Origin of the sequence: Streptomyces sp. NPDC014656 (genome assembly GCF_043084305.1) — a bacterium.
Taxonomy (GTDB): Bacteria; Actinomycetota; Actinomycetes; order Streptomycetales; family Streptomycetaceae; genus Streptomyces.
The window spans coordinates 314,603-340,482 of sequence record NZ_JBIBZN010000003.1 but is presented as its reverse complement, the minus strand read 5'-3'; the positions used below and the strand labels follow the sequence as shown (position 1 = coordinate 340,482).

The following is a 25,880-nucleotide window of genomic DNA, read 5'->3' as shown; positions in this document are numbered from 1 at the left end:
GGTGCCGACCGGCCGAGCAGGACGAGGGAGGGCCACGGGCGGCGGAGGACGACGCCCGCCGGGCGGACGTCCCGCCCGGCGGGCGAGGCGGCAGGGTGAGAACGGGGGCCACTGGACGTGGGCATCGGCGACATCATCAGCGACATCACTCCGGACTCGGTGGAGGACGCCGTCGAGGACGGCGTCGAGTGGGTCGGCAACCGGGTCGAGGACGCCGGTAACTGGACGGCGGACCGGCTGGAGGACGTCGGCTGGGAGTCCGGCGCGGACTGGGTGCGGGAGCAGTCGCGCTCGGTGGCGAACCGGATGGGCGCCGAGGTCGACGAGATGGACCTGGGGCAGACCGAGGACAAGACCAAGCTGGTCTACGGCAGTCCCGACAAGATCCGTTCCACGGCGGGCAAACTGCGCGGTTTCCAGAAGGCGTTCGACGACGCCGGCGGCGGGCTGAGGGGGCTGGACTCCTCGCGGCTGAAGGGCGAGGCGGCCGACGCGCTGCGCAGGGCGGTGAGCACCCAGCCGCCGAAGTGGTTCACCGGCGCCGACGCCTGCGAGAAGGCGGCCGGCGCCCTGGAGGCATTCGCCGGGACCGTGACCTGGGCGCAGAACCAGGCGCAGACGGCGATCGAGGTGTGGAAGGAGGGCGTGAAGGCCTCGCAGAACGCGGCCGACGCGCACCGCAAGCGGATCGACGACTACAACAAGGCCGTCGACCGCTACAACGCCCAGGCCCCGGATGAACGCGACCCCGCCACCCTCCCGCCGCGCCCCGCCGCCACGTTCGACGACCCGGGCAAGAAGCTGATGCAGGAGGCGCAGGAGCTCCTCGCCCAGGCCCGTGCGCAGCGGAACACGGCGGCGGAGACCGCCCGCGGCGCCGTCCGCGCCGCGCGGGACCTGGCTCCGCAGAAGCCGTCGTACGCGCAGCAACTGGGCGACGGCATGCAGGAGTTCCAGATCATGGGCGACCACGTCGGCGGCGGCATCATCAAGGGCACCGCAGGTCTGCTCAACTTCGTCCGGGGGATCAACCCGCTCGACCCGTACAACCTCACGCACCCCGCCGAGTACGCCACCAGCCTCAACAGCCTCGCCGCCGGACTCGTCGTCGCCGCCAACGACCCGGTCGGCACCGGCAAGCAGATGATCAGCGACTTCATGAAGGACCCCTACGAGGGCCTGGGCCGGCTGGTGCCCGACGCCGCCCTGACCGTCGCCACCGGCGGCGGCGGAGCCGCCGTCAAGGGCGTCCGCCTCGCCGTGGACGCGGCGAAGGCGTCCCGGGTCCGCAGGCTGCTCGACGACGCCCCCGACGGCACGCACAACCGCCCCGACGGGCGCCGCGTCGTCACCAACACCGACCCGGTCGACCTCGCCTCCGGCCGGATGTTCCTGCCCCAGACCGACCTGGTGCTGCCGGGAACCCTGCCCCTGACCTTCACCCGCCGCACCGAGTCCGGACTGTCGGCCGGCCGCTTCCTCGGCCCGTCCTGGACCTCCACCGTCGACGAACGCCTGGAGGTGGACGCCACCGGAGTCGTGCACGTCACCGCCGACGGCCTCCTGATCACCTATCCGCACCCCGCCCCGGGCACCCCGACCGGGCCGGAGTCCGGCACCGCCCGCGCCCTCCTGGCCCGCGACGCCGACGGCGACTACACCCTCACCGACCCCGACACCGGCCTGACCCGCCGCTTCACCGCCCCGCCCGACAGCGGACCCGGCGGCGACGGAGACGCCTGGCTGGACCGGATCGAGGACCGCCACGGCAACTGGTCGGCCGTGGAGCGCGGCGAGGACGGCACCCCGCTCGCCCTGACCTGCTCCGCGGGCCGCCGGGTCACCACGACGGTGAGCGACGGCCGGATCACGTCCCTCTCCCTCGCGGGAGCCGGAAGGGACGGCGCGGACCTGCCGCTGATGCGCTACGGCTACCGGGACGGCGACCTCACCACCGTCACCAAACCCTCCGGAGCCACCACCACCTTCCTCTACGACGACCGCCACCGCGTCACCGCCTGGATCGACTCCAACGGCAGCCGCTACGACTACGCCTACGACGACCTCGACCGCGTCGTCGCCGAAGGCGGCGAAGCCGGCCACGTCCAGATCACCCTCGCCTACACCGACCCGGACCCGGCCACCGGCCTGCGCACCACCGCCCTCACCACGGCCGCCGGACACACGACCCGTCACCGGATCGACCGCCACTGCCGGGTGGTGGCCACCACCGACCCGCTCGGCCACACCACCCGCTTCACCTACGACGCCCGCGGCAACCTCCTGTCCCGCACCGACCCCCTGGGCCGCACCACCTCCTTCACCCACGACGGGGAAGGCCGCCTGCTCACCGTCGTCCGCCCCGACGGGAGCGAACTGCGCACCGTGCGCGACGCGTCGGGCGCGTCCACGGAGTTCCGGGGCCCGGACGGCGCCCGCTGGCTCCAGGAGTTCGACGGGCACGGCAACCGCGTCGCCGTCACCGACCCGGCCGGCGCCACCACCCGGTACGCCTACGACGACCGGGGCAGGCTGACCACCGTCACCGACGCCCTCGGCGCCACCACCACCATCCGCTGCGACGCGGCGGGCCTGCCCGTGGCCGTGACCGACCCGGCCGGCGGCACCACCCTCCTGGAACGCGACGCCCTGGGCCGGATCGCGCGCACCGTCGACCCGACGGGCGGCGTCACCCGGGTCGTCCTGGACGAGGACGGCAACCTCGTCCGCCGCACCACCCCCGACGGCGCCACCGAGACCTGGACCCACGACGGAGAGGGCAACCCCCTCAGCCACACCGGCCCGGCCGGCGCCACGTCCCGGTTCGAGTACACCCACTTCGACCTGCTCACCGCCCGCACCGGCCCCGACGGCACCCGTCACACCTTCGAGCACGACGCGGAACTGCGGCTCACCCGGGTCACCGGCCCGCACGGCACCTGGTCCTACACGTACGACGCGGCCGGCCGGCTCGCCTCCGAGACGGACTTCGACGGCCGCACCCTCACCTACCGGTACGACGCCGCCGGGCAGCGCACCGCCCGGTCCGACGCCCTCGGCCGGACCGTGACCTCCACCTACGACCAGCTCGGCCGGACGGTCCGCAGGGACGTGGCGGGCAGCGTGACCACCTACGCGTACGACCGGGCCGACCGGCTGCTGCAGATCACCGGACCGGACAGCGAGATCGTCTACGCGTACGACCGGCGGGGCCGCGTCAAGACCGAACTCGTCGACGGCCGCGCCATGAACTACTCCTACGACGCCCTGGGCCGCCGGGCCCGCCGCACCACCCCCACCGGCGCGGTCACCGAGTACGGCTACGACGCCGCCGGCCGCGCCGTCCGGATGACCAGCGGCGGGCGCGAGGTCACCTTCGCCCACGACGCGGCCGGCCGGGAGATCGAGCGCGCCTTCGGCGGCTCCCTCACCCTCACCTCCGCCTGGGACGAGGCCGGAAGGATCCGCGCCCAGCACCTGACGGCCGGGGGCCGTTCCCTCAACCACCGCCGCTACACGCACCGCGCCGACGGCTACCTCACCTCCGTGACCGACGGCCTGTCGGGCTCCCGCACCTTCGACCTGGACGCGTCCGGCCGCGTCGGTGCGGTCCACGCCGAGGGATGGACCGAGCGCTACGCCTATGACGCCGCCGGCAACCAGGTGGAGGCCTCGTGGCCGCGGTCCCACCCCGGCCACGACGCCACCGGCCCCCGCTCCTACGACGGAACCTCCCTCACCAGGGCCGGCGGCGTCCGCTTCGAGTACGACGCCCTCGGCCGCGTGACGCTGCGCCGGCGGACCCGCCTGTCGCGCAAACCCGACACCTGGCGCTACGAGTGGGACGCGGAGGACCGCCTCGCGGCGGTGGTCACCCCCGACGGCACCCGCTGGCGCTACCGCTACGACCCCCTGGGCCGCCGCACCGCCAAGCAGCGCCTCACCGCCGACGGCGAGGGGGTCGCGGAGGAGGTCCGCTTCTCCTGGGACGGCACGAACCTGTGCGAACAGACGGTCCACACCCCCGGCCTCCCCCACGTGGTCGCCCTCACCTGGGACCACCGGGGCCTGGTGCCCCTGTCCCAGACCGAACGCCTCCTCACCCCGGACAGCCGCCAGGAGGAGATCGACCGCCGGTTCTTCGCCATCGCCACCGACCTCGTGGGAACCCCCACCGAGCTGGTCGACGAGTCCGGCGAGATCGCCTGGCACGCCAGGAGCACCCTCTGGGGCACCACCGCCTGGGCCCGCTCCGGCACGGCCTACACCCCGCTGCGCTTCCCCGGCCAGTACTACGACCCGGAGACCGGCCTCCACTACAACCTCTTCCGCCACTACGACCCCGAGACCGGCCGCTACACCTCCCCGGACCCCCTCGGCCTCGGCCCCGCGCCGAACCCGGTCGCCTACGTGCACAACCCGTTCACCGTCTGCGACCCGCTCGGCCTCTCGCCGTACTCGCAGTTCAAGGGCCTGGGCTGGCTGACGGACAAACTGATGGAACGTCCGTCCTTCCGCTACCAGCGGCTCGTCACCGACCAGAGCTACGAGCAGCAGTGGATCCTGCCGGACGGCCGGGAGGTCCACGTCGACGGCGGCCCGCGGGACGGCTGGATCACGGAGGCGAAGTTCACCGGCGGCGACCGGGTCTCCGAATGGGAGAAGTCCCCCTACAACCCCGATTTCAAGTACTACGACGAGAGCCGGATCACCACCCAGGCGGACAAGCTGCTCGCCCTCAACGAGGACCTCGGAGGCAAGGGGGTCCGCTATATGGTGTCCAATGAATGGGGCGCCGCGCATGTGAACGACGTGCTGTCCAAGGCATTCCCCGAGGCCTACGCCAGCGGGAAGCTCAGGGCGTATCACGTGCCCGGCAACGGCATGAGTGGAATGAGTTCATGGCTGCAGTGATCGCGATGTTGGAAGAGCTCGGGGCCCTCGCCCCGCTGACCGCCGAGGGCGCGGCGGCGCGGTTCGCGGCCCGGGGGTGGACGCCCGGCGGCAAGCTCCGCGACGGCGTGGAGACCTCCTGGGACGAGGACGGCGTCGGGGCCTGGATCCGGACCTTCAGCAGCGGGACGGTCACCGTCTCGTTCACCGTCTGGATCCGCGACGTCGACGAGTCGGGATACTTCGACGACCTGGAGGCCGTCTACGAGGAGGGGGAGCGGGTCCTGGCCGGCTTCCTCCCCGAGATCGAGGGCTCTCCCCTCGCCGGCCGCCTCGCCGAGGCCGAGCAGACGGCGGAGGACAAGGACGAGTTCATCGCGCTGAGGAAGTGGACCCTCGACGGCCGGACCCTGACCGCCGGTGTGGTCCAGCCCGACACCGACCTCCCGGTGATGGTCGTGGTGGCCCTGGAGGCCGCCCCCGCCGCCTGACCCGCCCGACCCGGTTCCGGAACCCCGCGGCCCCCGGCCGGCGACGCGGTCCGGGGCGCCCGGCGCCCGGGGCAGGACCCCCTCCCGCCCCGGCTGTGCCGCCCGCCCCGGCGGCCGGCCGTGCCGCCGGGGCGCGCGGGTCCGGGCGCGACGGCCCTTCCGGGATGACTCCGGCGGGATCGGGCGAGACCTAGGGTGGGGCCGTGCTCCTCCACGTGAACTTCGCCTTCGGGGTGCTCCTGGCCGTCCTCCTCGGCCTCGCGGCGGCGGTGGTCTCGATCGCCCGGCTCGCCCCCGCCCGCGACACCCTCTTCGCCGGAGCCCGCGCGACCGTCCAACTCGTCGCCGTCTCCCTCCTGATCGGCTGGGTCGTCCGAGCGCTTCCGCTCCTGCTCTGCTTCCTCCTCCTGATGTACGCGGTGGCCGTCCGCACGGCCGGCCGGCGCGTCGTCCCCGCACCCGGGCGCTCCTGGCCCTGGACGGCCTTCCCCATCGCCGCCGGCGTCCTCCCGGTCCTCGCCGCCCTCCTCCTCACCGGAGTGCTCCCGCCCCGGGGCATCGCCCTCGTTCCGATCGCCGGCATCCTCATCGGCGGCGCTCTCACCGCCACCGTGCTGGCCGGACGCCGTGCCCTCGACGAACTCGCCACGCGCCACGGCGAGGTGGAAGCCGCCCTCGCCCTCGGGCTGGCGGACCGGGACGCGCGCATGGAGGTGGCCCGCCCGGCCGCCGCCGACGCCCTGCTCCCCGGCATGGACCAGACGCGCACGGTCGGACTGGTCACCCTGCCCGGCGCCTTCGTCGGCATGCTCCTCGGCGGCGCCTCCCCCCTGCACGCGGGCGCGGTGCAGCTGTTCGTCCTCGTCGCGCTCCTCCTCGTCCAGGCCGTCGCCACCGCCGTCACCCTGGAGCTCGTGGCGCGCGGCCGCCTGCGCCGCCACGACGGGGCGCGCTGAGCGGTCAGGACGGGTGCACCCGGTCGAAGACGCCGAGGGCCCGGACGGAGTCCTCGACGCCGTGGCCGCCAGGCCCCCCAGCCGCCGGCGTGACGCCGCCCCCTGCCGAAGGCGAGCGGGGCCGGCGCGTCGTCCTCCCGCCGTCCCGGCCGCCGCCCCCGCGGAGGCACCCCGAGGCAGGCGCCCCCTCCGCCACCACCCCGGGCCGCGCCGCGAACGAGACCACCGTCACCGACGGGGACCCGGTCTCGAAGCAGCCGCTGTTCAAGACCGCCGCGGCCGCCCTGCGGCTCGTCGAACGGGCCGGCGGCGAGACGTCGGCCGCACCCGCGACCACCGCCTCCGCCCCGTACCACCCCGCCGACGCCCCCCGCCACCGAGGGAGGCCGGGCGGCCCACGTGACCGAGACGGCCGACCCGGCCCGGAGCGGCGGCGGAAGGAGCGACACGTGGACGGCACCGACCTCGTCCTGCGCGCCTTCCACCACGGCGAACAGGACCTCGCCGACGAGCTGCTGGCGGTCGCCGGGCGCCACTCCGCCGAACACGAGGTCCACCACGTGGCCACCGACCTCGCGGCCTGGTCGCGCGAGCACGTCGAGCGCGTGACGCGGACCGCCCGCCGGCACGGCCTGGACCTCGCCCAACCGCGACGGGACGACTCCGCGCCCGGATTCCCGGCAGCGCTGGGGGAGAGGACCGCCGAAGCCGTGGGCCCCGCCCGGAACCCGCGCTGCTGCTCCTGCGCGACCTGCGTGACCTGCATCTGAGGGCCACGGAGAACTCCCCGTACTGGGAGATGCTCGCCCAGGTCGCGTGGGCGACCCGCGACGACGGCGCCCTCGGCCTCGCGTCGGCCTGTCACCCCCGGACCCTGCGGCGGATCCGCTGGACCAACACCATGATCAAGACCCTCTCCCCGCAAGCCCTTTCGAGCCCGTGAGCAGGCCGGGGAGCCGGTCGGACGCGTCCCGGCTCCGCATGTATCCCTTCACACAGGGGAGTTACCGGGGCGCGAACGTTTCCATGATCTGGCGGAGCGGCGATACAGTCCGGCGGTAGCGGAGCCGGCGACCAGGGGGAGGGGCCGAAGTGTTGGAGGTCGTGGCGCTCAGTGCGCTGACCACGTTCCTGCTCGGGGTGGGGAACGGCGCGGCCGGTGAGGTCGGGAAGAACCTGACCCTGTCGGCGGGGGCTCTGGTGCGGCGGACGCTCGGGCGGGAGACACCGCTGCCGGCCGGCGCGGAGGACCGCCGGGCGCTGGCAGGGCGCGTGCACGCGCGGCTGAGCGGCGACCCGCGGCGGGCCGGCGAGTGGGCGCTGCTGATGGAGGGCTCCCCGGAGACGGCGGCCGAGCCGTCCCAGGGGGCGATGCCCCCGGCCCCGTGGGCGTTCACGAACCAGGAGAAGGTGCTCAAGCGGCTGCTGCGGGAGGCCGAGCGCCCCTGGGAGGGACGGCCCCGGGTGGTCCTGCTGTCGGGCCCCGCGGGCAGCGGTTCCACCTCGGTGGCGCTCCGGCTGGGCGCGGAGACGCGCGACCGCTTCCCCGACGGCCAGTACTACGTCGACCTGCGCGACACCGCCGGGGAGACCGGCCCGGACCCGGCGGGCGTCCTGCTGCGGCTGCTGCGCGAGATGGACGTGGAACCCGACCGGATCCCGGCCACCGAGGTGGGCCGCGAGCGCCTGTACCGGCAGCTCACCGCGGAGCGCAGGGCACTGGTGGTGATCGACCACACGACCTCCCTGGCACAGGTCCGCGCCCTCGTGCCCTCGACCCCCGACGTCCTGCTGGTGGTCGTCGTGTCCGGGCCGCCGCTGCTGCTGGAGGCCGAACGCGTCGCCGTACCGCCGCTGTCCGACCGGCACGCGAAGCGGCTCGTGCGGAAGGTGGCGGGGCCGGAGCACGCCGCGCGGGTCAGGGAACGGCTTCCCGGAGTGCTCGAACGCTGCCGGGGCAACGCCTTCGCCCTCCACGCGGAGGCCCGGCTGCTGACCCGCGACGAGCCCGGGCCCGCGCCCGGTGAACGGACCGGAACGGGGCCCGGCCACCCGGTGCGTGCCGCCGCGCACGCCGCGTCGCTCCGGCTCGGCCCGGAGGCGCTGCGCCTGTGCCGCCTCGCGGCGCTCGGCGGCTGGCCTTCCGTCAGCGCCGCGATCGCCGCGGCCGCCGCCGACGTCCCCGAGGTGACGGCCGCCCGCCTGCTCGACGAGGCGGTCGACGTCGGACTGCTGGAACCCCTCCCCGACCTGCGGTACCGCTTCCGGCCCGAGGTCAGACGGCAGCTCGCCGAGACGGCCGCCGCCGAGTACGGCCCCGAAGCGTGCGCGGACGCCGTGTCCCGGGTGCTCGACGCGCTGCTCGCGCTGGTCCTGCCCGCGTCCCGCGCGGCCCTGCCGGAGAGCTGGCGGACCGAGGTGCCGGGGGAGTACCGGGCCGCTGCCGGATCCGTCCCCGACGGCATCGCGGTCCTGGCCGCCGAGGTCGCCAACGTGGCCCGGGCTGTCGTCGTGGCCGAGGAGCACGGACGGGCCGAGACCGCCCTGTGGCTGGGCCGTTCGCTCTGGCCGCTGCAGTTGAAGGCGGGCCACTGGGACGAGGTGCTCCCGGCGCTCCGGGACGCTGCGCGGTGCGCCGAGGGGAACCGCGCGGACGAGCGGATGGCGGCCTCGCTCCACATCCAGCTGGCCCACTGCCTGGGCGAGACGGGCCGGTGGGAGCAGGCGGCCCGGGCGGCCCGGGCGGCCGTCACGTACGAGCGGGCCGCCGGCCATCTGCGGGGCGAGGCGTCGGCCGTGGAACTCCTCGGCCTGCTGAGCCTCAACCGCTGGGAGTACGAGGAGGCGTACGAGCGGTTCGCCGAGGCGGAGGCCGTCTACCGGAGGATCGGGCCCGGGGAGGAGGGCGCGGCCGATCTCCCGAGGGCCCTCGCGCTGGTCGAGCGCCACCAGGGCCGCGCCCTGCGCGGCCTGGGCAGGCTGGACGAGTCCCGCCGGTGCCTGGAGCGCGCCGTGGACTTCTTCGCCGGACGCACCGGCGCGCCGCCGGAGGCGTACAACCGGGCACGGGCCCTCACCGACCTGGCCGAGACCCTGCACGAGGCCGGTGACGACGCGGCGGCCCTGGCCTGCATCGCCGAGGCCGAGACGCTGCTGCCTGCCTCCGCCGCCCCGCACCGCGCCTACCTCGCCGGTCTGCGACGGCGGTGCGCGCCGGCCGCGGACCGGTAGGCCGGGGCGGGGTCAGGCGGCCGGGGTCACGCGGAAGGGACGCACGCCTCCGGCCGTGTGCATCCGGAGGACGGTCCCGTCCGCGGGGACCCTCCCGCCGTACGCCAGCCACGCGTGCAGGGCGGAGGCGTACGCCGCCGGGTCGGCGTCCGCCCCCGGCTCGGCGGCGAGCCGGAACGTGCCGTGCGCCCGGCTGCGTACGAAGCAGTCGTGCGGGCCCGTCACGTAGACGGCCGTCGAGCAGTGCGGGTGCAGGCGCAGCACCTCGTCGGCCCATGCGCCGGGTCCGCCCAGCCGGGGGTCGTCCGCCGGCCCGTCGCGGGTGATCACGTCCGCCACGTCGAGGTCGCCGGGGTGCCGGGTCTCCTCGTGCACGGCGAGGTGGGCGTCGCCGGCGGCCCCGGGCGGATGCCCGGCGGACCGCTCGACCACGACGTCCGTCCCCTCCGCGCGGGTCCGTACGTGCAGGGGGGCCGTCGTCCTCCCCGGGGCGTACGGAGGGAGCGGGAGCGGCTCCAGGGAGGCGGGGCCGGGGGGTTCGGGAAGGTCCATCAGCGCGTAGAAGTGCCGGCGCAGCAGTTCGGCCGCCCGGCCCGGCTCCGAGGTGACGGACCCGGCGTGGGCGGGGTCCGGACGGTGGTCCGCGATCCCCCGCTCCACCTGGGGGAGCAGCGGCCCGTACGGATCGAGCCGGGGCGCGTGCCGGACGAACCGCGCGAGCGGTGCCTCCGGGTCGAGCAGGCCAGCCCCGTCGGCGGCCAGCAGCACGGGCGTGCCCAGGGCGGCGGCGTAGTACGACACCGCGCCGAAGTCCCCGAGGACGAGATCGGCGGCGAGCAGGGCCTGCCGCCACGCGTGCACGGGGTCGACGAGGACCAGCCCGTGGCGCCTGGCGCGGTCGAGCCAGGCCCGGATCTGGCCGGGGCCGTGCCCGTACCAGACGTTCGGGTGGAGGACGGCGGCCAGCCGGTAGTCGTCGGCGGGCAGTTCGGCGGCGAGCCGGGGGAGGAGCCCGGGCAGGACGTCCCGCCCGCCGCTGCCGAAAAGGCCCTCGGGGTTCCAGGTGGAGTTCAGGACGACGAGCCGCTGGCCCCGGCGCACCCCCAGCGCGCGCCGGAACCTCTCGCGGTACGGCCGCGCCGCGAGCATCCGGTCGTAGCAGGGGTCTCCGGCGAGCACGGCCGCGGGCACCGCCTCAGGGCAGACCCGGCCGAGCCGTTCCAGCTGTTCGGGGTGGGAGAGGACCAGGCCGTCGGCGAACGGCTTCCCGCCGGACAGCAGCCACTCCGGCGACAACCCGAAGGTCGGCGTCCCGGCTCCCGGCTCCCGGCTCCCGGCTCCCGGCTCCCGGCTCCCGGCTCCCGGCTCCCGGCTCCCGGCTCCCGGCTCCCGGCTCCCGGCTCCCGGCTTGCCCAATCTCTTAGTATATCCGACCCCGTGCGAGAGCACGGTCAAATTCCCCTGGATCAGGTCGAGTTCGCCGCCGAAGCTCGCCGAGACGGCCAGGTCCACCGGGGTCGAGACGGCCTGCCTCCAGGGCAGTTCGGGCAGCTCCAGACCGCGCAGGAGCTCATGGATGCCGTCCTGGAACGCGGAGGAGCCCGTCGAGGTGACCAGTACCTGGACCCGGAAGTCGTCGTGGAACAGCGGCGTCAGATCCAGCAGGCGGCCGGCCGAGGTCACGTTGTGGACCACCAGCAGGACCCGCCGCTGTGCCGTCCGGCTCGCCCACCGATCGGACCCTTCCCCGACCGGGACGCGGATCGCCGGGGGTTCTGGCCCCACTCGTGACCTCCTGGGCGAGCGTGATGTCGTTGTTCCGACAGCCTATCCGTCCGCCGTGTCGCCGCGCTCGATCCGCCGTTCTGACCTGCGGGAAGAGCGGTCGGCCGGTCATCCCGGCCACCTCCATCCGGTGATCTCGGCGGGGTCCACGCCGGTACGGCGCAGCTCGCGCCGGAGTTCGTCGCGGTGGTGCGCGTAGCGGTCGGCGAGCCGCCGGGTCCGGCCGGAGGGCCGGTCCAGGTGGCGCAGGAGCGTGAGGGCGAGGTCGTGGCGGGTGGTCCCGTTGAGGGCGAGGAGGTCGTACGGGGTGGTGGTCGTGCCTTCCTCGACGTAGCCGCGGACGTGGAAGCGGTCCGGACGGGGACGGCCGTGCAGGAGCTGGTGCACGGCCGAGGGGTAGCCGTGGAAGTCGACGACGACCGGGGTGTCCTCGCCGAACAGCTCGTGGAACCGTTCCGGGGACATGCCGTGGGGATGGCGGTCCGGCGGGGCGAGGGCGCACAGGTCGACGATGTTGACGAAGCGGATGCGGGCGTCGGGAAGGTCGCGCCGCAGCAGGTCGGCGGCGGCCAGCGACTCGACGGTGGGGATGCCGCCGGCGCAGGCCAGGACGGCCTCGGCCGGCCCGTCGCCCGCGGTGCCGGCCCACGCCCACGCGGAGGCGCCCGCCCGGCAGTGCTCCCGGGCGGCGTCGAGATCGAGCCACTGGGCGGCGTCGTGCTTGCCGGCGACGACGGCGTTGATCTTCCCGGTCTCGTCGAGCAGCCGTTCCATCGTGACCAGCAGGGTGTTGGCGTCGGGAGGCAGGTAGACACCGGTGACGGTGCTCTTGCGGTCGAGCAGGTTGCTGATGAACCCGGGGCCCTGATGGCTGTAGCCGTTGTGCTCCTGGCGCCATCCCTCGCTGGTGAGCAGGTAGGTGAGGCTGCTGACCGGTTCCCGCCAGGGGACCTCCCGGGACATCTTCAGCCACTTCGCGTACTGGTTGGCCATGCTGTCGACGATCGCGGCGAAGGCCTCGTAGGTGGGGAAGAGGCCGTGGCGGCCGGAGAGCAGGTACCCCTGCAGCCACCCCTGGCAGTTGTGCTCGGACAGCGTCTCCATCACCCGGCCGTCCCGGGCCAGGTCCTCGGCGTACTCCCCGACCGGCCAGACGTACGCGCGGCCACTGGCCGCCAGGACCGCGTCGAGCTTGTTGGACGCCAGCTCGTCCGGGGAGACGATGCGGAAGTCACGGCGCCGGGCCGTCGCCTCCATCAGCTCCGCCAGCCAGCCGCCCAGGACCCGGGTGGGGCTCGCCGTCGCGGACCCCGGGCCCCCGGCGAGCGCCACGGCGTGGGAGCCGAGGGGCGGGAGCGGGAGGGGCCGCCGCAGCCGTCCTCCGTTCGCGGCGGGCCGGGCGCCGATCAGGGCGTCCGGCTCCGGCAGTCCGGCGAGGACCTCCGGGACCGGCCGTCCCTCCTCGTCGAACAGCTCCCCGGGCCGGTACGAACGCAGCCAGGACTCGAGGGCCTTCAGCTGCGCCGGGTCCTCGCGGGCGTCGGGGAGGGGAACCTGATGGGCGTGGAAGGTGCCCTCGACGGCGGTGCCCCCGACCTCGGCCGGCGCACCGGCCCCCTTGAGGCTGCGCAGCACGATCATCGGCCAGGCGGGCCGCGCGGGAAGGTCGCCGGCGCGGGCCCCGCGCTGGAGCTCCCGGATGGTGTCGTGGGCGTCGAGCACGGCGGCGGTGAGGGCGGCTCCGGACGCGGGCCCGGTCTCGTCCACGAGGTGCGGGTCCCAGCCGTAGCCGCGGAACAGGGCGGTGAGCTCCGTGTCCGTCATCGTGGCGAAGAGCGTCGGCGAGGAGATCTTGTAACCGTTCAGGTGGAGCACCGGCAGGACCGCTCCGCAGGTCACCGGGTCGAGGTACTTGGTGGAGTGCCAGGCGCCCGCGGTGGGCCCCGTCTCCGCCTCCCCGTCGCCCACCACGCACGCCACGATCCGGTCGGGGGCGTCCAGCGCGGCTCCCACCGCCGTCGAGAGGGCGTAGCCGAGCTCGCCGCCCTCGTGCAGGGTGCCGGGCACCGAGGGGGAGAGGTGGCTGGGGAAGCCGTCGGGGGCGCAGTAGCGGTTCGCCAGCTCCCGCAGCCCGGCCTCCGTCCTGGCCAGCGCGGGGTCGTGGCGCTCGTGGGTGCCCTCCAGCCACAGGTTGGCGTGGACGGCGGGTGCGCCGTGGCCGGGCCCGGTGACCAGCAGGACGTCGGCGCCGCGCCGGCGGATCAGGGTGTTGAGGGCCGAGTAGACCAGGGTGATGCCGGGACAGGAGCCCCAGTGGCCCAGGAGCCGCGGTTTCACGTGTTCGGGCCGCAGGGCCTCGGTGAGCAGGACGTTGTCCCGCAGGAAGATCAGGGCCGCGGCGGTGTAGTCGGCCGCTCGGATGTAGGGGCCGGGCCCTTCGGGCCGGGGCTGGGCGGGCGGGGTCACGACACCTCCGAGGGGCCGGGAAGAGGCTTCGTGAGGGCGCCTGCCCCGCCCGGCACCGCTCAATCGGCGGGCGTACGGGCGGGGAGGGCCGCCGCGGTTCCCCCGCTGTCGGCAGGCGATGACCCTCCGGGACCGGGCGTACGGTGGTGGGGTGACCGGGGGCGAAAGGTCGTGAGTCCGGCATGGCGCGTTTCACTCTCCTCGAAGTGGCCCTGTTCTCGGAGGACCGGGGCAGACTGTCCCTCCTTCCGGCGCCGGAGGGACGCCTTCCCGTCGAGCTGCCCGACGGCGGGGTGATGGCGGTCTCCCTCACCTTCCGGGTGGGCGAGCAGACCGAGGGACTGGCCTACGAGGAAGAACGCCGCCGGGACGGGCAGGTCGTCATGACCTCCCGCCATCTGCTCGGCGGCTTCCGCCCGGGAGGGCCTTACGAGATCCGGCTGCCGGCGGAGCGGCTGCCCGTCGGACGGGCGAACTGTGCGACGTACGAGGTGACGGGCCGGTTCGTCGACGCCGAGGGGCACGAGCTCGCGCGCGAGCGCCAGAGCTTCGAGCTGGTGCACCGGTCGCCCCACGAGTGGCACGGGGCGCGGCGCAGCCACCACCGGGCGGCGACGGCCGCGGCGTCCCCTTGGGCGGCCGGTTCCGCCGGCCGTTCCGGCCCCGAGCACTCGCCGTGGAAAGGAGACGGCCATGGGCACCCCGCCCAGTGACCCGGTGCCTCCGAGTCCCACCCCGTCGCCCGGCCCGGGACCGGGGCCGCGACCGGGGCCGGTGCCCGGCCCCGTGCCCGCCCCGGGCGGGCCGGACCCCGTGCCGCCGGCTCCGCCGCGACCCGGGCCCGACCCCCCGCCCCCACCGGGCCCACGCCCGGAACCCCACCCGCAGCCCGGGCCGCTGCCGGGGCCCGTGCCGGCGCCGGAGCCCGTCACGTGAGCGGCCCCGGGGCCTGCACGGGCCCCGGCGCCCCGGCTCCGCGCGCTACCGGTCCGCGGCAGGGCGGAGGCCGAGCCGGCGCAGGCGGTCCGCGGCGGCTCCGAGCGAGCGAGGCCGGGGAGCGGGGCTCCACGGGTTGTCCTTCAGGAGCAGGTCCGCGTCGGCGAGGCTCCAGCGGCGCGCCCCGAGGTCCGGATCCTCCAGGTCGTCCCAGGTGACCGGGGCCGCGACGGGAGCGCCGGGGCGGGCTCGCACCGCGTAGGGGGCGACGGCGGTCTGCCCGTACCCGTTGCGCTGGATGTCGAGGTACAGCCGGTCGCCCCGGGCCTTCTTGCGGGCCTCGGTGGTGAGCCGGTCCGGGTGCCGTGCGGCGAGCACGCCGGTGACGTCGGCGGCGAAGGCGCGTACGGCGTCGAAGGGCAGGCTCCGGTCGAGCGGGACGACGACGTGCAGCCCGCGCGAGCCGGTGGTCATCGGCAGGGCGGGCAGTCCCACCTCGTCCAGCAGCTCGTGGAGCCGGCGTGCGGCCTCCCGCACCCGGCCGAAGTCGTCGTCCGGCGGGTCGAGGTCGAAGACCAGCCGGTCCGGGTGGTCGGGGCGGTCGGCCCTGGACAGCCACCGGTGCACGGTGACGCAGCCCTGGTCGGCGAGGAGGACGAGCGTGGCCGCGTCCTCGCACAGCAGGTACGTGACGGTGCCGCCCTCCTTCGGCAGCTCGACGCGGCGGACCCAGTCCGGGAAGTGGTCCGGCACGTCCTTCTGCATGAAGCCCCGGTCGCCGATCCCGTCCGGACGACGCTCCAGCATGAGGGGCCGTCCGCGCAGGTGCGGCAGCATCCGCGGGGCGACGGCTCGGTAGTAGGCGGCGAGATCGGCCTTGGTGATGCCGTCGTCCGGGAAGAGCACCTTCTCCGGCCGGCTGACGGGCACCGTACGCCGCCCCACCCGGACCTCGTGGGTGGCAGCCATGTGTCCTCTCCCTCGGTCGTCGCGCCCGCAGGCCGGTCCGCCCGCCCCCGTTCCGGCGGGTTCCCCGGCCGGCGCCGGGGCGGGACGGCGGGTCACGCCGGCCCGCTCGCGCACCGCCGCCGCCATGTGCGCGCGGAACGGGACGGACTGTGAGGGCGTGTTCCCGGACCACCGGTGTCCATGCGCCCCGCGACGCCGGACGTCCCGAGCGCCGGGCCACTTCGAGCGGCGGCGACGGAGGCGGCGAGACCGCGGACGGTGTCCTCGTGAGGTGGCGGCGGCGCGGCGGACCCGGCGACCGGCGGGTGCTCACCGTCCGGACCGCAGGTCTCGTCGTCTTCCGCGCACGGGCCGCGGCGGTCCCCTCCTGGGCGGGAGGACCGCGCAGGCGATCGTCCCGCCGGTCCGGCCACGCCCCACGCCCGGTGCCGCACGCGCGGGCCCGAGCGCGGTGGGGCGTCACCGAGGGGTTCCGGCCAGCAGGGAGTGGCCGAGAGGGGTGAGGCTGTGCAGGACGGCCGTTCCCGTGCGGACGGTGTCGATCAGCCCCGCGGCCCGCAGGACCCCCGCGTGGTGGCTGGCCGCCGCGAGGGAGACGGAGGCCCGTTCGGCGAGTCCCGTCGTGGTGGCGGGGGTGCGCAGGAGGGCGAGCACCTGGGCCCGGGTACGGCCCAGCAGCGCAGCGAGTGCCTCCGGCCGCTCGTCGTCGGCGGCGCTTCCGCCGGCCGCCTCGTACAGGGGATGGACGAGTACGGTCGCCGCCTCCGGGCGGTACATCACCGACGGACCGGTCGCGAACCACGACGGCACCAGCAGCAGCCCCCGCCCGCACAGCGGGACGTCGTGGGTCGACGCCGAGGGCAGGTGCAGCGTCGGGTACTGCCACCGCCAGGTCGTGCCGAGCGTCGTCAACAGGGCGTCGACGCCGCCGCGGAGCAGCATCTCCGACCGCAGCGCGCGATCGGCGAGGACGTCCTGGCGGATCCGCGGCCAGAGCGGTTCCACACACCTCGTGAAGAAGTCCCGGGTGTCGTGGAGCAGGGCCCGGGTCGCGGCCGGGGAGCCCTGGGCCAGCTCGCGCGCCCACCGGCCGGGCCGGACCAGACCGCCGTTCCACCCCTCCGCGTCCGGGATCCCCAGATCAAGGGCCAGCCGCTCCACGGGCGTGGCCGCCGCCGCCTCCAGGCCGGCGGAGAGGTCGTGGATCCCCGGCTGCAGCAGGAAGTCCGGTACGAAGCCGTCCTCCGCGAGCAGTTCGGCGAGCGCTCCGGTCCGGAGCACGGGGCCTCCGTGCGGGGGAGCGGTGCCACTCCCGGACCGCGGACCGCGTACGACGGGTCCGCCCGGAGCCCCGGCCCCCGCCTCCCCGGCCACCCTGACGCAGGCTCAGACCCGCGCCCAGCACGGTCTCCGCCAGCGCGTTGGCCGCCGGAGCGAGGGTGATCCGGCACAGATCCTCGGCGGTGAAGTGAAGACGGATCATGACAAGTGATTATCCGCCCGCCGGACCCTTTCGACGAGGGGCGAAAGGCACTGCGTTCCGCGCGCGGATGCCGCACGCTCCTCTCGTCCCCTTCGTCCCGCGCAGCATTCCCACGGAGGTCGCGCCGATGCGCCGCATTCCCGCCCGTACCGCCTGTCTCGCAGCCGCCTCGCTGCTCACGGCACTCGCCGCAGCGCCCGCGCCCGCCGTCGCGCGGGACCTGCCCGACCGCTACGTCGTCTCCCGGGAGGCGGGGGTGCTGCCCGAAGGGATCACGGTCACCCCCGACGGCACCCTGTACGTCTCCTCCGACGGCCTCGGAACCCTCTACCGCGGCCGGATCGACGCTCCGGACCTCGCGCCGTTCCCGGCACGCGGTCTCGAGGACCGCCCCAGCACCCTGGGCGTGCACACCGACCGGCGCGGCCGGGTGCTGTCCGTCGGGGGCGCCACCCTCACCGTGCACGACCGCCACGGACGGCTGCTCGCCCGGCGCACGGCCGAGGACGGGCCGCTCGGAGCGCCGCACCTGAACGACCTGGTCGTGACCGGGGACGCGGTGTACGTCACCGACTGGGCCAACCCCGTGATCCACCGGGCGGAGATCCGGGGCTCGGTCGTGGGCCCGCTCGAACCCTGGCTCGACGTCCGTGCCGCGTTCCCCCAGTTCCCGCCCCAGTACTGGCTGTTGAACGGCATCGTGGCCGACGAGACGGGCTCCACCCTCCTCGTGGCGTCGAACGGCACGGAGGCCGTCTGGCGGATCGGCACCGCCGACCGGAAGATCGGCCGGCTCGACCTCGGCGACCAGTCCTTCGGCGCCGACGGCATGGTGCTGCGCGGCCGCACGCTGTACGCCGTGCTCAACTACGGTGCCCCGCAGGGGGTCTACATCGCCCGGCTCGACCGGGAACTGCGGACGGGTACGGTCACCCACCGCCTCACGGACGAACCCTTCGACCTGCCCACCACGCTGGCGAAGCACGGATGCCGCCTCTACGTGGTCGACAGCCAGCTCGACGAGCCGCCGGGCCGGCCGCCGTACACCGTGCGCGCGCTCCCCGACCCCACCTGCGAGGATCCCCGTGACCTCCCCGGGGCCGCGACTCCGTGAGGTGACGCCGGCCGCCCACGCGTGACGGGCCCGGGGAGTCGGCGCCGTGCTGTCCACGGCGCCGACTCCCCGGGCCGCGGTGCGCGTCGGCATCGTGAGCGCGCCCCCGGCGGGTCCGGGCGGTCGCTGCCGACGCGCCGGACCGACGCGTTGTAGCATGTCGTCCGATGGATGACAAAGATGATGTCATCGAACCGACGACATCCTGAGGGGGTTCCCGTGACCACGGCCGACCAGCCGTCCGCGCCCCGCACCGACGTCCACGGCCCGGCGTCCTTCCTCGCCGCCGCGGCGGCCCTCACCGCCATGGACGACGTGCTGCGCCGGGCCCGGTGCGAGGCTCCCGACGCCGCCGGGCCCGGTCCCGAGCAGGCCCTCGCCTCCCTGACGCTGCTGCGGCAGGTGCGCGAGCAGCTCACCGGATGGGAGACCGGCCTGATCGAAACCGCCCGCGAGGCGGGCGCCAGCTGGGCCGACCTCGCCGGCCCCCTCGGCGTCGCCAGCCGTCAAGCCGCCGAACGCCGCTACCTGCGCGGCCGCCCCGGCGCCACCGGCACCACCGGCGAGCAGCGGGTGACGGCCACCCGGCGGGCCAGGGCCGCCGAACGAGCCACCGCCACCTGGGCCCGTACCCACGCCGCCGACCTGCGCCGCCTGGCCGGACAGCTCACCGCGCTCGCCCCCCTCGGGCCCGAGGCGCGCTCGGCGCAGGCCGCCCTGCACGCCGCTCTCGGTGCCGCCGACGCCGCCGAGCTCGTCGCGCCCCTGGCCGGCATGCGTCCCCACCTCGACGCCCGCCACGCCGGCCTCGCCGCGTCCCTGGACCTCCTCGAAGGCCGGGGGACGACGGCGTCCGCTGACGACGGCTGACCCCGGCCGGACGGGGCCGCACCGGGCGGGTGCGGCCCGGCTCGCGTCCCACGCCCCGGACCACGCCGACGGGGGGTGATGACCCGCTTCGGCCCGAGTCCGGGCCCGTTCACGACATCCCCGCCGACATCCCGACATCCCGACATCCCGACATCACGACCGACATCCCGACATCCCGACAGAGAGAGACCCCATGGGCAGCAGTGCCGAAACGCTGGAGTTCCAGGCCGAGACCCGCCAGTTGCTCCGGCTGGTGATTCACTCGATCTACTCGAACAAGGACATCTTCCTGCGCGAGCTGATCTCGAACGCCTCCGACGCCCTGGACAAGCTGAGGCTGGAATCGCTGACCGACTCCAGCCTCGCCGGGACCGACACCGCCGACCTGGGAATCTGGCTGGAGATCGACAAGGACGCCCGCACGCTGACCGTCCGTGACAACGGGATCGGCATGACCCGGGACGAACTCGTGGAGCTGATCGGCACGATCGCCAAGTCCGGCACCGCCGGGCTGCTGGAGAAGGTCAAGGAGTCCAAGGACGCCGCCACCGCCGAGAACCTGATCGGGCAGTTCGGCGTCGGCTTCTACTCGGCGTTCATGGTCGCCGACAAGGTCACCCTGCGCACCCGGCGGGCCGGCACCGACTCCGGCACCCAGTGGGAGTCCGACGGCGAGAGCACCTACGACCTCCAGGCCGTCGACGGCCTGCCCGTGGGCACCTCGGTCACCCTGCACCTCAAGCCCGCCGACAGCGAGGACGGCCTCGCCGACTACCTCTCCGAACCGAAGATCCGTCAGATCGTCAAGCAGTACTCGGACTTCATCCGCTGGCCGATCCTGATGGCCACCGAGCGCACCGACGCCGAGGGCGGGACCGTCCGCGACCATGACACGCTGAACTCGATGAAGGCCCTGTGGGCCCGGCCGCGCAGCGAAGTGACCGAGGACGAGTACAACGAGTTCTACCAGCAGATCAGCCACGACTGGCTGCCGCCGGCCGAGACGATCCACATGCGCGCCGAGGGCACCTTCGAGTACGAGGCGCTGCTGTTCATCCCCTCCCAGGCGCCCTTCGACCTGTTCTCCCGCGACACCAGGTCCGGCGTGCAGCTGTACGTCAAGCGGGTGTTCATCATGGACGACTGCGAAGCGCTGATGCCCGACTACCTGCGCTTCGTCAAGGGCGTCGTGGACGCCCACGACCTGTCGCTGAACGTCTCCCGCGAGATCCTCCAGCACGACCGGCAGATCCGCGGCGTCCGCCGCCGCCTGGTCAAGAAGGTCCTCGGCGCCCTCAAGGACATGCGGTCCAAGGACGCCGAGCGCTACGCGAAGGTGTGGGCCCAGTTCGGCCGGGCGCTGAAGGAAGGCCTGATCGAGGACCCGGACAACACCGAGGCCCTGCTCGGACTGGTCTCGGTCGCCTCCACGCACGACCCGGAGAAGACCACCACCCTGCGCGAGTACGCCGACCGCATGAAGGACGGCCAGGACACCATCTACTACCTGACCGGCGAGTCCCGCGCGATGGTGGAGAACTCCCCGCACATGGAGGCCTTCACCGCCAAGGGGTACGAGGTCCTGATCCTCACCGACCCCGTCGACGAGGTGTGGGTGGACCGGGTCCCGGACTTCGACGGCCACCGTCTGCAGTCCATCGCCAAGGGCCAGGTCGATCTCGGCGAGTCCGGTGACGGCGACCAGGAGACCGGCACCGAGGAGAAGGCCCGGCGGGAGCAGGACTTCGCCGCCCTGCTGTCGTGGCTGACCACCACCCTGAACGAGCAGGTCAAGGAGGTCCGCCTGTCGTCACGACTCACGACCTCGGCGGCGTGCATCGTCGGCGACGCCCACGACGTGACGCCGACGCTGGAGAAGATGTACCGGGCGATGGGGCAGCAGCTGCCGCCGGTCAAGCGGATCCTGGAACTCAACCCCACGCACCCGCTCGTCACCGCCCTGCGCACGGCACACGACACGGCCGCCGACGATCCCGCCCTGGTGGAGACCGCCGAGCTGATCTACGGCAGCGCGCTGCTCGCCGAAGGCGGCGACCTGCCCGACCCGGCCCGCTTCACCCGCCTGCTCACCGAGCGCCTGGCCCGCACCCTGTGACCACGGGCGCGGCCCACGGCCGCCCCGCCCCACGGGCGGGGCGGCCCGGGCCGCGGGCGGAGGAATCGCCGGTTCCCCCGGGCTCGGAACCATCGACGCGCCGGCGGGATCCCGCCGGGACGCCCGGTCCCTTCGGCTCCGGCCGCCCGCGAGGGCGCCAGCGCCTCCGCGGTCATCTCGGCGCCCCCGTCCGGACGATCGTCGTCCGACCCGGGACCAGCCGTGATCCTGGGGCGGAGAACCGCTGATCACGCCGCGGTCGCGACAGTTCGTGGGACCGGCGGCCCGCGCGGGGCTCCCGGCGCCCGGGGACGACGGCCCTCGATGATGCCGTCGAAGCGGAGCGGTGGGGGATCCGGCCGCGTCCGCCCACGTCCGCCCATGTCCCCCCACGTCCCATGTGGCCTTCCGTGCAAGGGGGTTGCGCGTGCGGAAAGGGGCGCACGGAGGTGCGGGAGATCTCGACATGGTCACAAGCCGCGACGAGTTCGCCCGACCCCTAAGGCGTGCCTTACCTAAGTTGTATGGTGGCGCGGTCGGTTCGACGACGGGAGGGACAGTGGTGTCCATGAGTGGCGTCCGCCTCATGGCGAACGATCTGGACGTCGGTCATGGTGGCCGCACGGTACTGAGGCAGGTGGACCTTTCCTTACGGGTCGGTGAGATCACCGTCCTGGTCGGCCCCAACGGCTGCGGCAAGTCAACCCTGTTACGCACCGTGGCCGGACTGCTCCCGCCGATCGGCGGAGAGGTGCGCATCGACGGCGAGCCGCTCCGCTCGATCGGCCGCCGCGCGCTCTCCCAGCGCCTGGCCTTCCTTCCCCAGACCTCCCAGGCACCCGCGGGGGTCACGGTCCGCGAGCTCGTGCGCCACGGCCGCTACGCCCACCGCGGCGCCCTCGCCCGGCACACCGCCGAGGACACCGAGGCGATCGACTGGGCCCTCGACGTCACCGACGCCCGGCCCCTGGTCGACCGTCGCCTCGACGAACTGTCCGGCGGCGAACGCCAGCGCGCCTGGCTCGCCATGGTGCTGGCCCAGCGGGCCGGAGTCCTCCTCCTGGACGAGCCCACCACCTACCTGGACATGCGCCACCAGTTCGACGTCCTCGACGTCGTGCGCCGGCTCGCCCGCGAGCACGACATCGCCTGTGGCGTGGTGCTGCACGACCTGATGCAGGCCGCCGCCTACGCGGACGAGGTCGTCGTGGTCGCCGACGGCGGCGTCGCCGCCTCCGGCACCCCCGACGAGGTGCTCAACCCCGAGGTCATCCAGCGCGCCTTCGGACTGCGCGTCAACGTCGTCCGCGACCCCGCGACGGGATACCTCGCCTGCTTCCCCGAGCGGTCCGAGAGCTCCGCCGCGTCCTGAGCGCCTCCTGAACGCGTCCTGAAATCAGCGGCGTTCCTCCCGGCGTCCCGCCGGAAGCGGTGTCCGCACTGCCTGTACAGCCTGCACACAAGGAGAGATTCACCATGCAGAAAACGCTGCGCCTCCTCGCCACGGGCGGTGCCACCGTGGCCCTCGTGCTGACCGCCGTCGGCTGCGGGGGCGGCACCGTCGGCGAGACGAACGACGGGAAGAAGGCCGGTGACGCGACCGCCGGCGCCGAGATCACCGTCGACACCGCGCAGGGCAAGGTCTCGCTGGACAAGCCCGCCGTGAAGGTCGTCACCCTGGAGTGGACGTACGCCGAGGAGCTCGTCGCCGTCGGCCTGCCCCCCGTCGGCAACGCCGACAACAAGGGCTACGGCGCCTGGATCACCGCGAAGGGCGCCGCCCTGCCGGCCCAGGTCGCCGACGTCGGCAACCGCAACGAGCCCAGCCTGGAGAAGATCAAGGCGCTCCGGCCCGACCTCATCGTCATCGACAACGAACGCTCCAAGGCCAGCCTGAAGCAGCTCCGGGACATCGCCCCGGTGCTCTCCTTCACCTACACCACCAAGCCCCAACTCGCCACGATGAAGAAGAACTTCACCGAGCTGGCCAAGGCGGTCGGCAAGGAGGACAAGGCCGCCGAGGTCAACGCCCGGATCGACGCCAAGGCCGCCGACCTCAAGAGCCGTCTCGACAAGGCGGGCAAGGGCGGCCTCACGTACTCCCTCGCGCAGGGCTTCACCGCCAACGGCGCCGCCTCGATCCGGATGCTCACCGACGACGCCATCGCCCCGCAGGTGCTCAACCTCGCCGGCCTGAAGAACGGCTGGAAGGGGCAGTCGGACGCGTGGGGGATGACCACCGTCGGCATCGAGGGGCTGACGCAGGTCGACAAGGACGCCACCTTCCTGTACGTCGCCGCGGACAACGACAACCCGTTCACCGGCGACCTCGCGGGCAACGCGGTGTGGAAGGGCCTGTCCTTCGTCAAGAACGACAAGGCGCTGCCGCTCGACCCGGGCACCTGGCTCTTCGGCGGGCCGCTGTCCGCGCAGCACATCCTCGACGAGACCGGCAAGGCACTGAAGGTCTGATGGCCTCGAAAGGACTGACGGCCGCCGCCCCGGCCGCGACCCTCGGCCGCCGCCCACGAGCCCTGCTCGTGGGCGGCGGCCTGTCCCTCGCCCTCGCCGCGGTCGTGGTGGTCCACCTCGGCCTCGGCGTGTCCGGCGTCGGCACCGGCGACATCCTGGACCTGCTCCTCGGCCACGGCGACGCCCGCACCCGGGACGTCCTCCTCGGCAGCCGGCTGCCGCGCACCCTGACCGGCCTCGTCGTCGGCGTCGCGCTCGGCGTCTCCGGGGTGCTCGTGCAGGGCGCGGCCCGCAACCCGCTGGCAGCGCCCGACACGCTCGGCGTGAACGCCGGAGCGTACTTCGCCGTGGTGCTCGTGGCCTTCACCGGCGTGAGCCTCGGCCCGGTGCCCGCCGGCGGCGCGGCGTTCCTCGGCGGGCTCCTCGCGGTCGGCCTGGTCTACCTGCTCACCAACGGGGGAGTGCTGACGCCCGGCCGGGTGCTGCTCGCCGGTGCGACCGTCGCCCTGGCCGCCACCTCGGCCGCGGAGTTCCTGCAGATGCTCGACGTGCAGGCCACCCGGGGGCTGTTCTTCTGGGGCAACGGCACCCTGCTCCAGTCCGGCCTGGAACGGCCGCTCACCCTCGGCGCCGTCGTCCTCGCCGGTGCGCTGGCCGCCCCGTTCCTGGCCCGCCCGCTGGACCTGCTCGCACTCGGCGACGAGACCGCGCAGGCGATGGGCGTGCGGGTCGAACGGATCCGCCCCGCCGCCTTCCTGCTCGCCGTCCTGCTGTCCGCGTCCGCCGTCTCGCTCGCCGGGCCGATCGGCTTCGTCGGCCTCATCGGCCCCGTCATCGTGCGGCAGCTGGGGATGCGCCGACACGCCCTGCTGGTCCCGATGGCGGCCCTGCTCGCCTCCGCGCTCGTCCTCGGCGCCGACGCGGCCGCCCAGCTGATCGTGACGCCGTCGGCGACCCAGCCCGCCGAGATCCCGGTCGGCGTGGTCACGGCGCTCATCGGCGGACCCGTCTTCATGGCCCTGGCCCGCCGGGTGAGCACCGGTGACGCCGACATCGGCGCCGCCGTGGTGGTCTCCGACCGGCGCCGCGCACCCGGCTACGCCGTCACGCTCGGCGGCGGCCTGGTCGCCCTGGCCGTCGCGATGGCCGTGTCGCTGCGCGTCGGCGACGTCCCCGTCGGCTGGAGCCAGCTCGGGGCCTGGCTGACCGGCTCCGCCGATCAGCTCACCGAGGCCGTGGTCTCCTTCCGGCTGCCGCGCATCCTGGTCGCCGCCCTCTCGGGCGCGTGCCTGGCCGTCGCCGGAGCGGCCGTGCAGGCGGTCGTACGCAATCCGCTGGCCGAACCGGGACTCGTCGGCGTGACCGGCGGGGCGTCCCTGGGCGCCGTCACGGTCATCCTGCTCGTCCCGTCGGCGCCGCTCGTCGCCCTGCCCGCCGCGGCCGGGGCCGGCGGCGTCCTGATGCTGGTGCTGGTGGTCCTCGTGGCCCGCGGCACCCGCGGCGGCGGCCGGAGCGGCATCGACCCCACCCGGGTGGTCCTCGTCGGCATCGGTGCGGCCGCCACCTCGATGGCGCTGGTCAACATCATGGTCGTGGGCGCGCAGATGAACATCTCGACCGCCCTCGGCTGGCTCGCCGGCAGCACGTACGGCCGGGACTTCTCGGCCCTGGGCTGGCTGGCCCTCCCCGCCCTCGCGGCCGTGCTGCTCGTGGCCGCCGCCCGTCCGGTGAACCTCCTCTCCCTCGGCGAGGAACTGCCGCGCGCCCTCGGACTCGACCTCGGCCGGGCCCGGTTGCTGGTCCTCGGCGCGGGCGCGGTCCTCGCCGCGGGAACGGCGGCGGCCGTCGGCGCCGTCGGCTTCGTCGGCCTCGTCGCGCCCCACCTGGCCCGGCGCGTCGTCGGCAACGGCACCGTGCGCATGGTGCCGATGGCCGCTGTCCTCGGTGCCGTCCTGGTCGTCTCCTCCGACGCCCTGGGCCGGTGGCTGCTCGCCCCCACGGAGATCCCGGTGGGCATCGTCACGGCCCTGGTCGGCACCCCGTACCTGGTGTGGCTCCTGCGCAGGAGCCGCGACGTCTGAGGCGCGGGAGGCCCGCC

15 protein-coding genes and 1 pseudogene are annotated in these 25,880 nt (G+C 74.6%); 12 read left to right on the top strand and 4 right to left on the bottom strand.

Features of this window, described 5'->3' with window-relative positions:
• Positions 1–117 precede the first annotated feature (117 nt).
• The 5 genes and pseudogenes from ACF1ED_RS08920 (at position 118) to ACF1ED_RS08900 (ending at position 9,571) form a co-directional block, all read left to right on the top strand.
• Complete coding sequence (locus tag ACF1ED_RS08920; RefSeq protein ID WP_391758077.1) at positions 118–4,914, top strand: putative T7SS-secreted protein; 4,797 nt, start codon at positions 118–120, stop codon at positions 4,912–4,914.
• The gene (locus ACF1ED_RS08915) at positions 4,902–5,384 is read left to right on the top strand and encodes a hypothetical protein (protein ID WP_391758075.1); all 483 of its coding nucleotides are present in this window, start codon (positions 4,902–4,904) and stop codon (positions 5,382–5,384) included. The genes ACF1ED_RS08920 and ACF1ED_RS08915 overlap by 13 nt, the downstream gene beginning before the upstream one ends.
• Positions 5,385–5,587: 203 nt before the next feature.
• Complete coding sequence (locus ACF1ED_RS08910; protein ID WP_391758073.1) at positions 5,588–6,340, top strand: ABC transporter permease; 753 nt, start codon at positions 5,588–5,590, stop codon at positions 6,338–6,340.
• Between the two features lie 449 nt (positions 6,341–6,789).
• A pseudogene (locus tag ACF1ED_RS08905) lies at positions 6,790–7,283 on the top strand (hypothetical protein).
• Between the two features lie 149 nt (positions 7,284–7,432).
• Positions 7,433–9,571, top strand: a complete 2,139-nt coding sequence (locus tag ACF1ED_RS08900) for an ATP-binding protein (RefSeq protein ID WP_391758071.1) — start codon at positions 7,433–7,435, stop codon at positions 9,569–9,571.
• Positions 9,572–9,583: 12 nt separating this feature from the next.
• On the opposite strand, the gene ACF1ED_RS08895 is transcribed toward ACF1ED_RS08900, so the two are convergent.
• The gene (locus ACF1ED_RS08895; RefSeq protein ID WP_391758069.1) at positions 9,584–11,356 is read right to left on the bottom strand and encodes a hypothetical protein; all 1,773 of its coding nucleotides are present in this window, start codon (positions 11,354–11,356) and stop codon (positions 9,584–9,586) included.
• Between the two features lie 108 nt (positions 11,357–11,464).
• A complete protein-coding gene (locus tag ACF1ED_RS08890; protein ID WP_391758067.1) occupies positions 11,465–13,822 on the bottom strand; it encodes a phosphoketolase family protein in 2,358 nt (785 codons plus the stop codon).
• 182 nt (positions 13,823–14,004) lie between these two features.
• Here ACF1ED_RS08890 and ACF1ED_RS08885 point away from each other — a divergent pair, with 182 nt between their 5' ends.
• Positions 14,005–14,535, top strand: a complete 531-nt coding sequence (locus ACF1ED_RS08885) for a hypothetical protein (protein WP_391758065.1) — start codon at positions 14,005–14,007, stop codon at positions 14,533–14,535.
• 268 nt (positions 14,536–14,803) lie between these two features.
• On the opposite strand, the gene ligD is transcribed toward ACF1ED_RS08885, so the two are convergent.
• The gene (gene ligD, locus ACF1ED_RS08880) at positions 14,804–15,727 is read right to left on the bottom strand and encodes a non-homologous end-joining DNA ligase (protein ID WP_391758063.1); all 924 of its coding nucleotides are present in this window, start codon (positions 15,725–15,727) and stop codon (positions 14,804–14,806) included.
• A 459-nt stretch (positions 15,728–16,186) separates the two neighbouring features.
• Positions 16,187–17,008, bottom strand: coding sequence for an ArsR/SmtB family transcription factor (locus ACF1ED_RS08875; RefSeq protein ID WP_391758061.1), 822 nt, complete (start codon positions 17,006–17,008; stop codon positions 16,187–16,189).
• 329 nt (positions 17,009–17,337) lie between these two features.
• Here ACF1ED_RS08875 and ACF1ED_RS08870 point away from each other — a divergent pair, with 329 nt between their 5' ends.
• The 6 genes from ACF1ED_RS08870 (at position 17,338) to ACF1ED_RS08845 (ending at position 25,863) form a co-directional block, all read left to right on the top strand.
• Positions 17,338–18,324, top strand: coding sequence for a hypothetical protein (locus ACF1ED_RS08870; protein ID WP_391758059.1), 987 nt, complete (start codon positions 17,338–17,340; stop codon positions 18,322–18,324).
• Between the two features lie 219 nt (positions 18,325–18,543).
• Positions 18,544–19,194: a type III effector protein gene (locus ACF1ED_RS08865; protein WP_391758057.1), complete on the top strand. Its 651-nt coding sequence runs from the start codon at positions 18,544–18,546 to the stop codon at positions 19,192–19,194.
• A gap of 193 nt (positions 19,195–19,387) precedes the next feature.
• Positions 19,388–21,310 carry a molecular chaperone HtpG gene (htpG, locus tag ACF1ED_RS08860; RefSeq protein WP_391758055.1) on the top strand — a complete coding sequence of 641 codons (1,923 nt, stop codon included), beginning with the start codon at positions 19,388–19,390 and terminating at the stop codon, positions 21,308–21,310.
• 568 nt (positions 21,311–21,878) lie between these two features.
• Positions 21,879–22,682 carry an ABC transporter ATP-binding protein gene (locus tag ACF1ED_RS08855; RefSeq protein WP_391758053.1) on the top strand — a complete coding sequence of 268 codons (804 nt, stop codon included), beginning with the start codon at positions 21,879–21,881 and terminating at the stop codon, positions 22,680–22,682.
• A 104-nt stretch (positions 22,683–22,786) separates the two neighbouring features.
• Complete coding sequence (locus tag ACF1ED_RS08850; protein WP_391758052.1) at positions 22,787–23,782, top strand: ABC transporter substrate-binding protein; 996 nt, start codon at positions 22,787–22,789, stop codon at positions 23,780–23,782.
• Complete coding sequence (locus ACF1ED_RS08845; protein WP_391758050.1) at positions 23,782–25,863, top strand: iron ABC transporter permease; 2,082 nt, start codon at positions 23,782–23,784, stop codon at positions 25,861–25,863. Before ACF1ED_RS08850 ends, ACF1ED_RS08845 begins: the two co-directional genes overlap by 1 nt.
• The last annotated feature ends 17 nt before the right edge of the window (positions 25,864–25,880 follow it).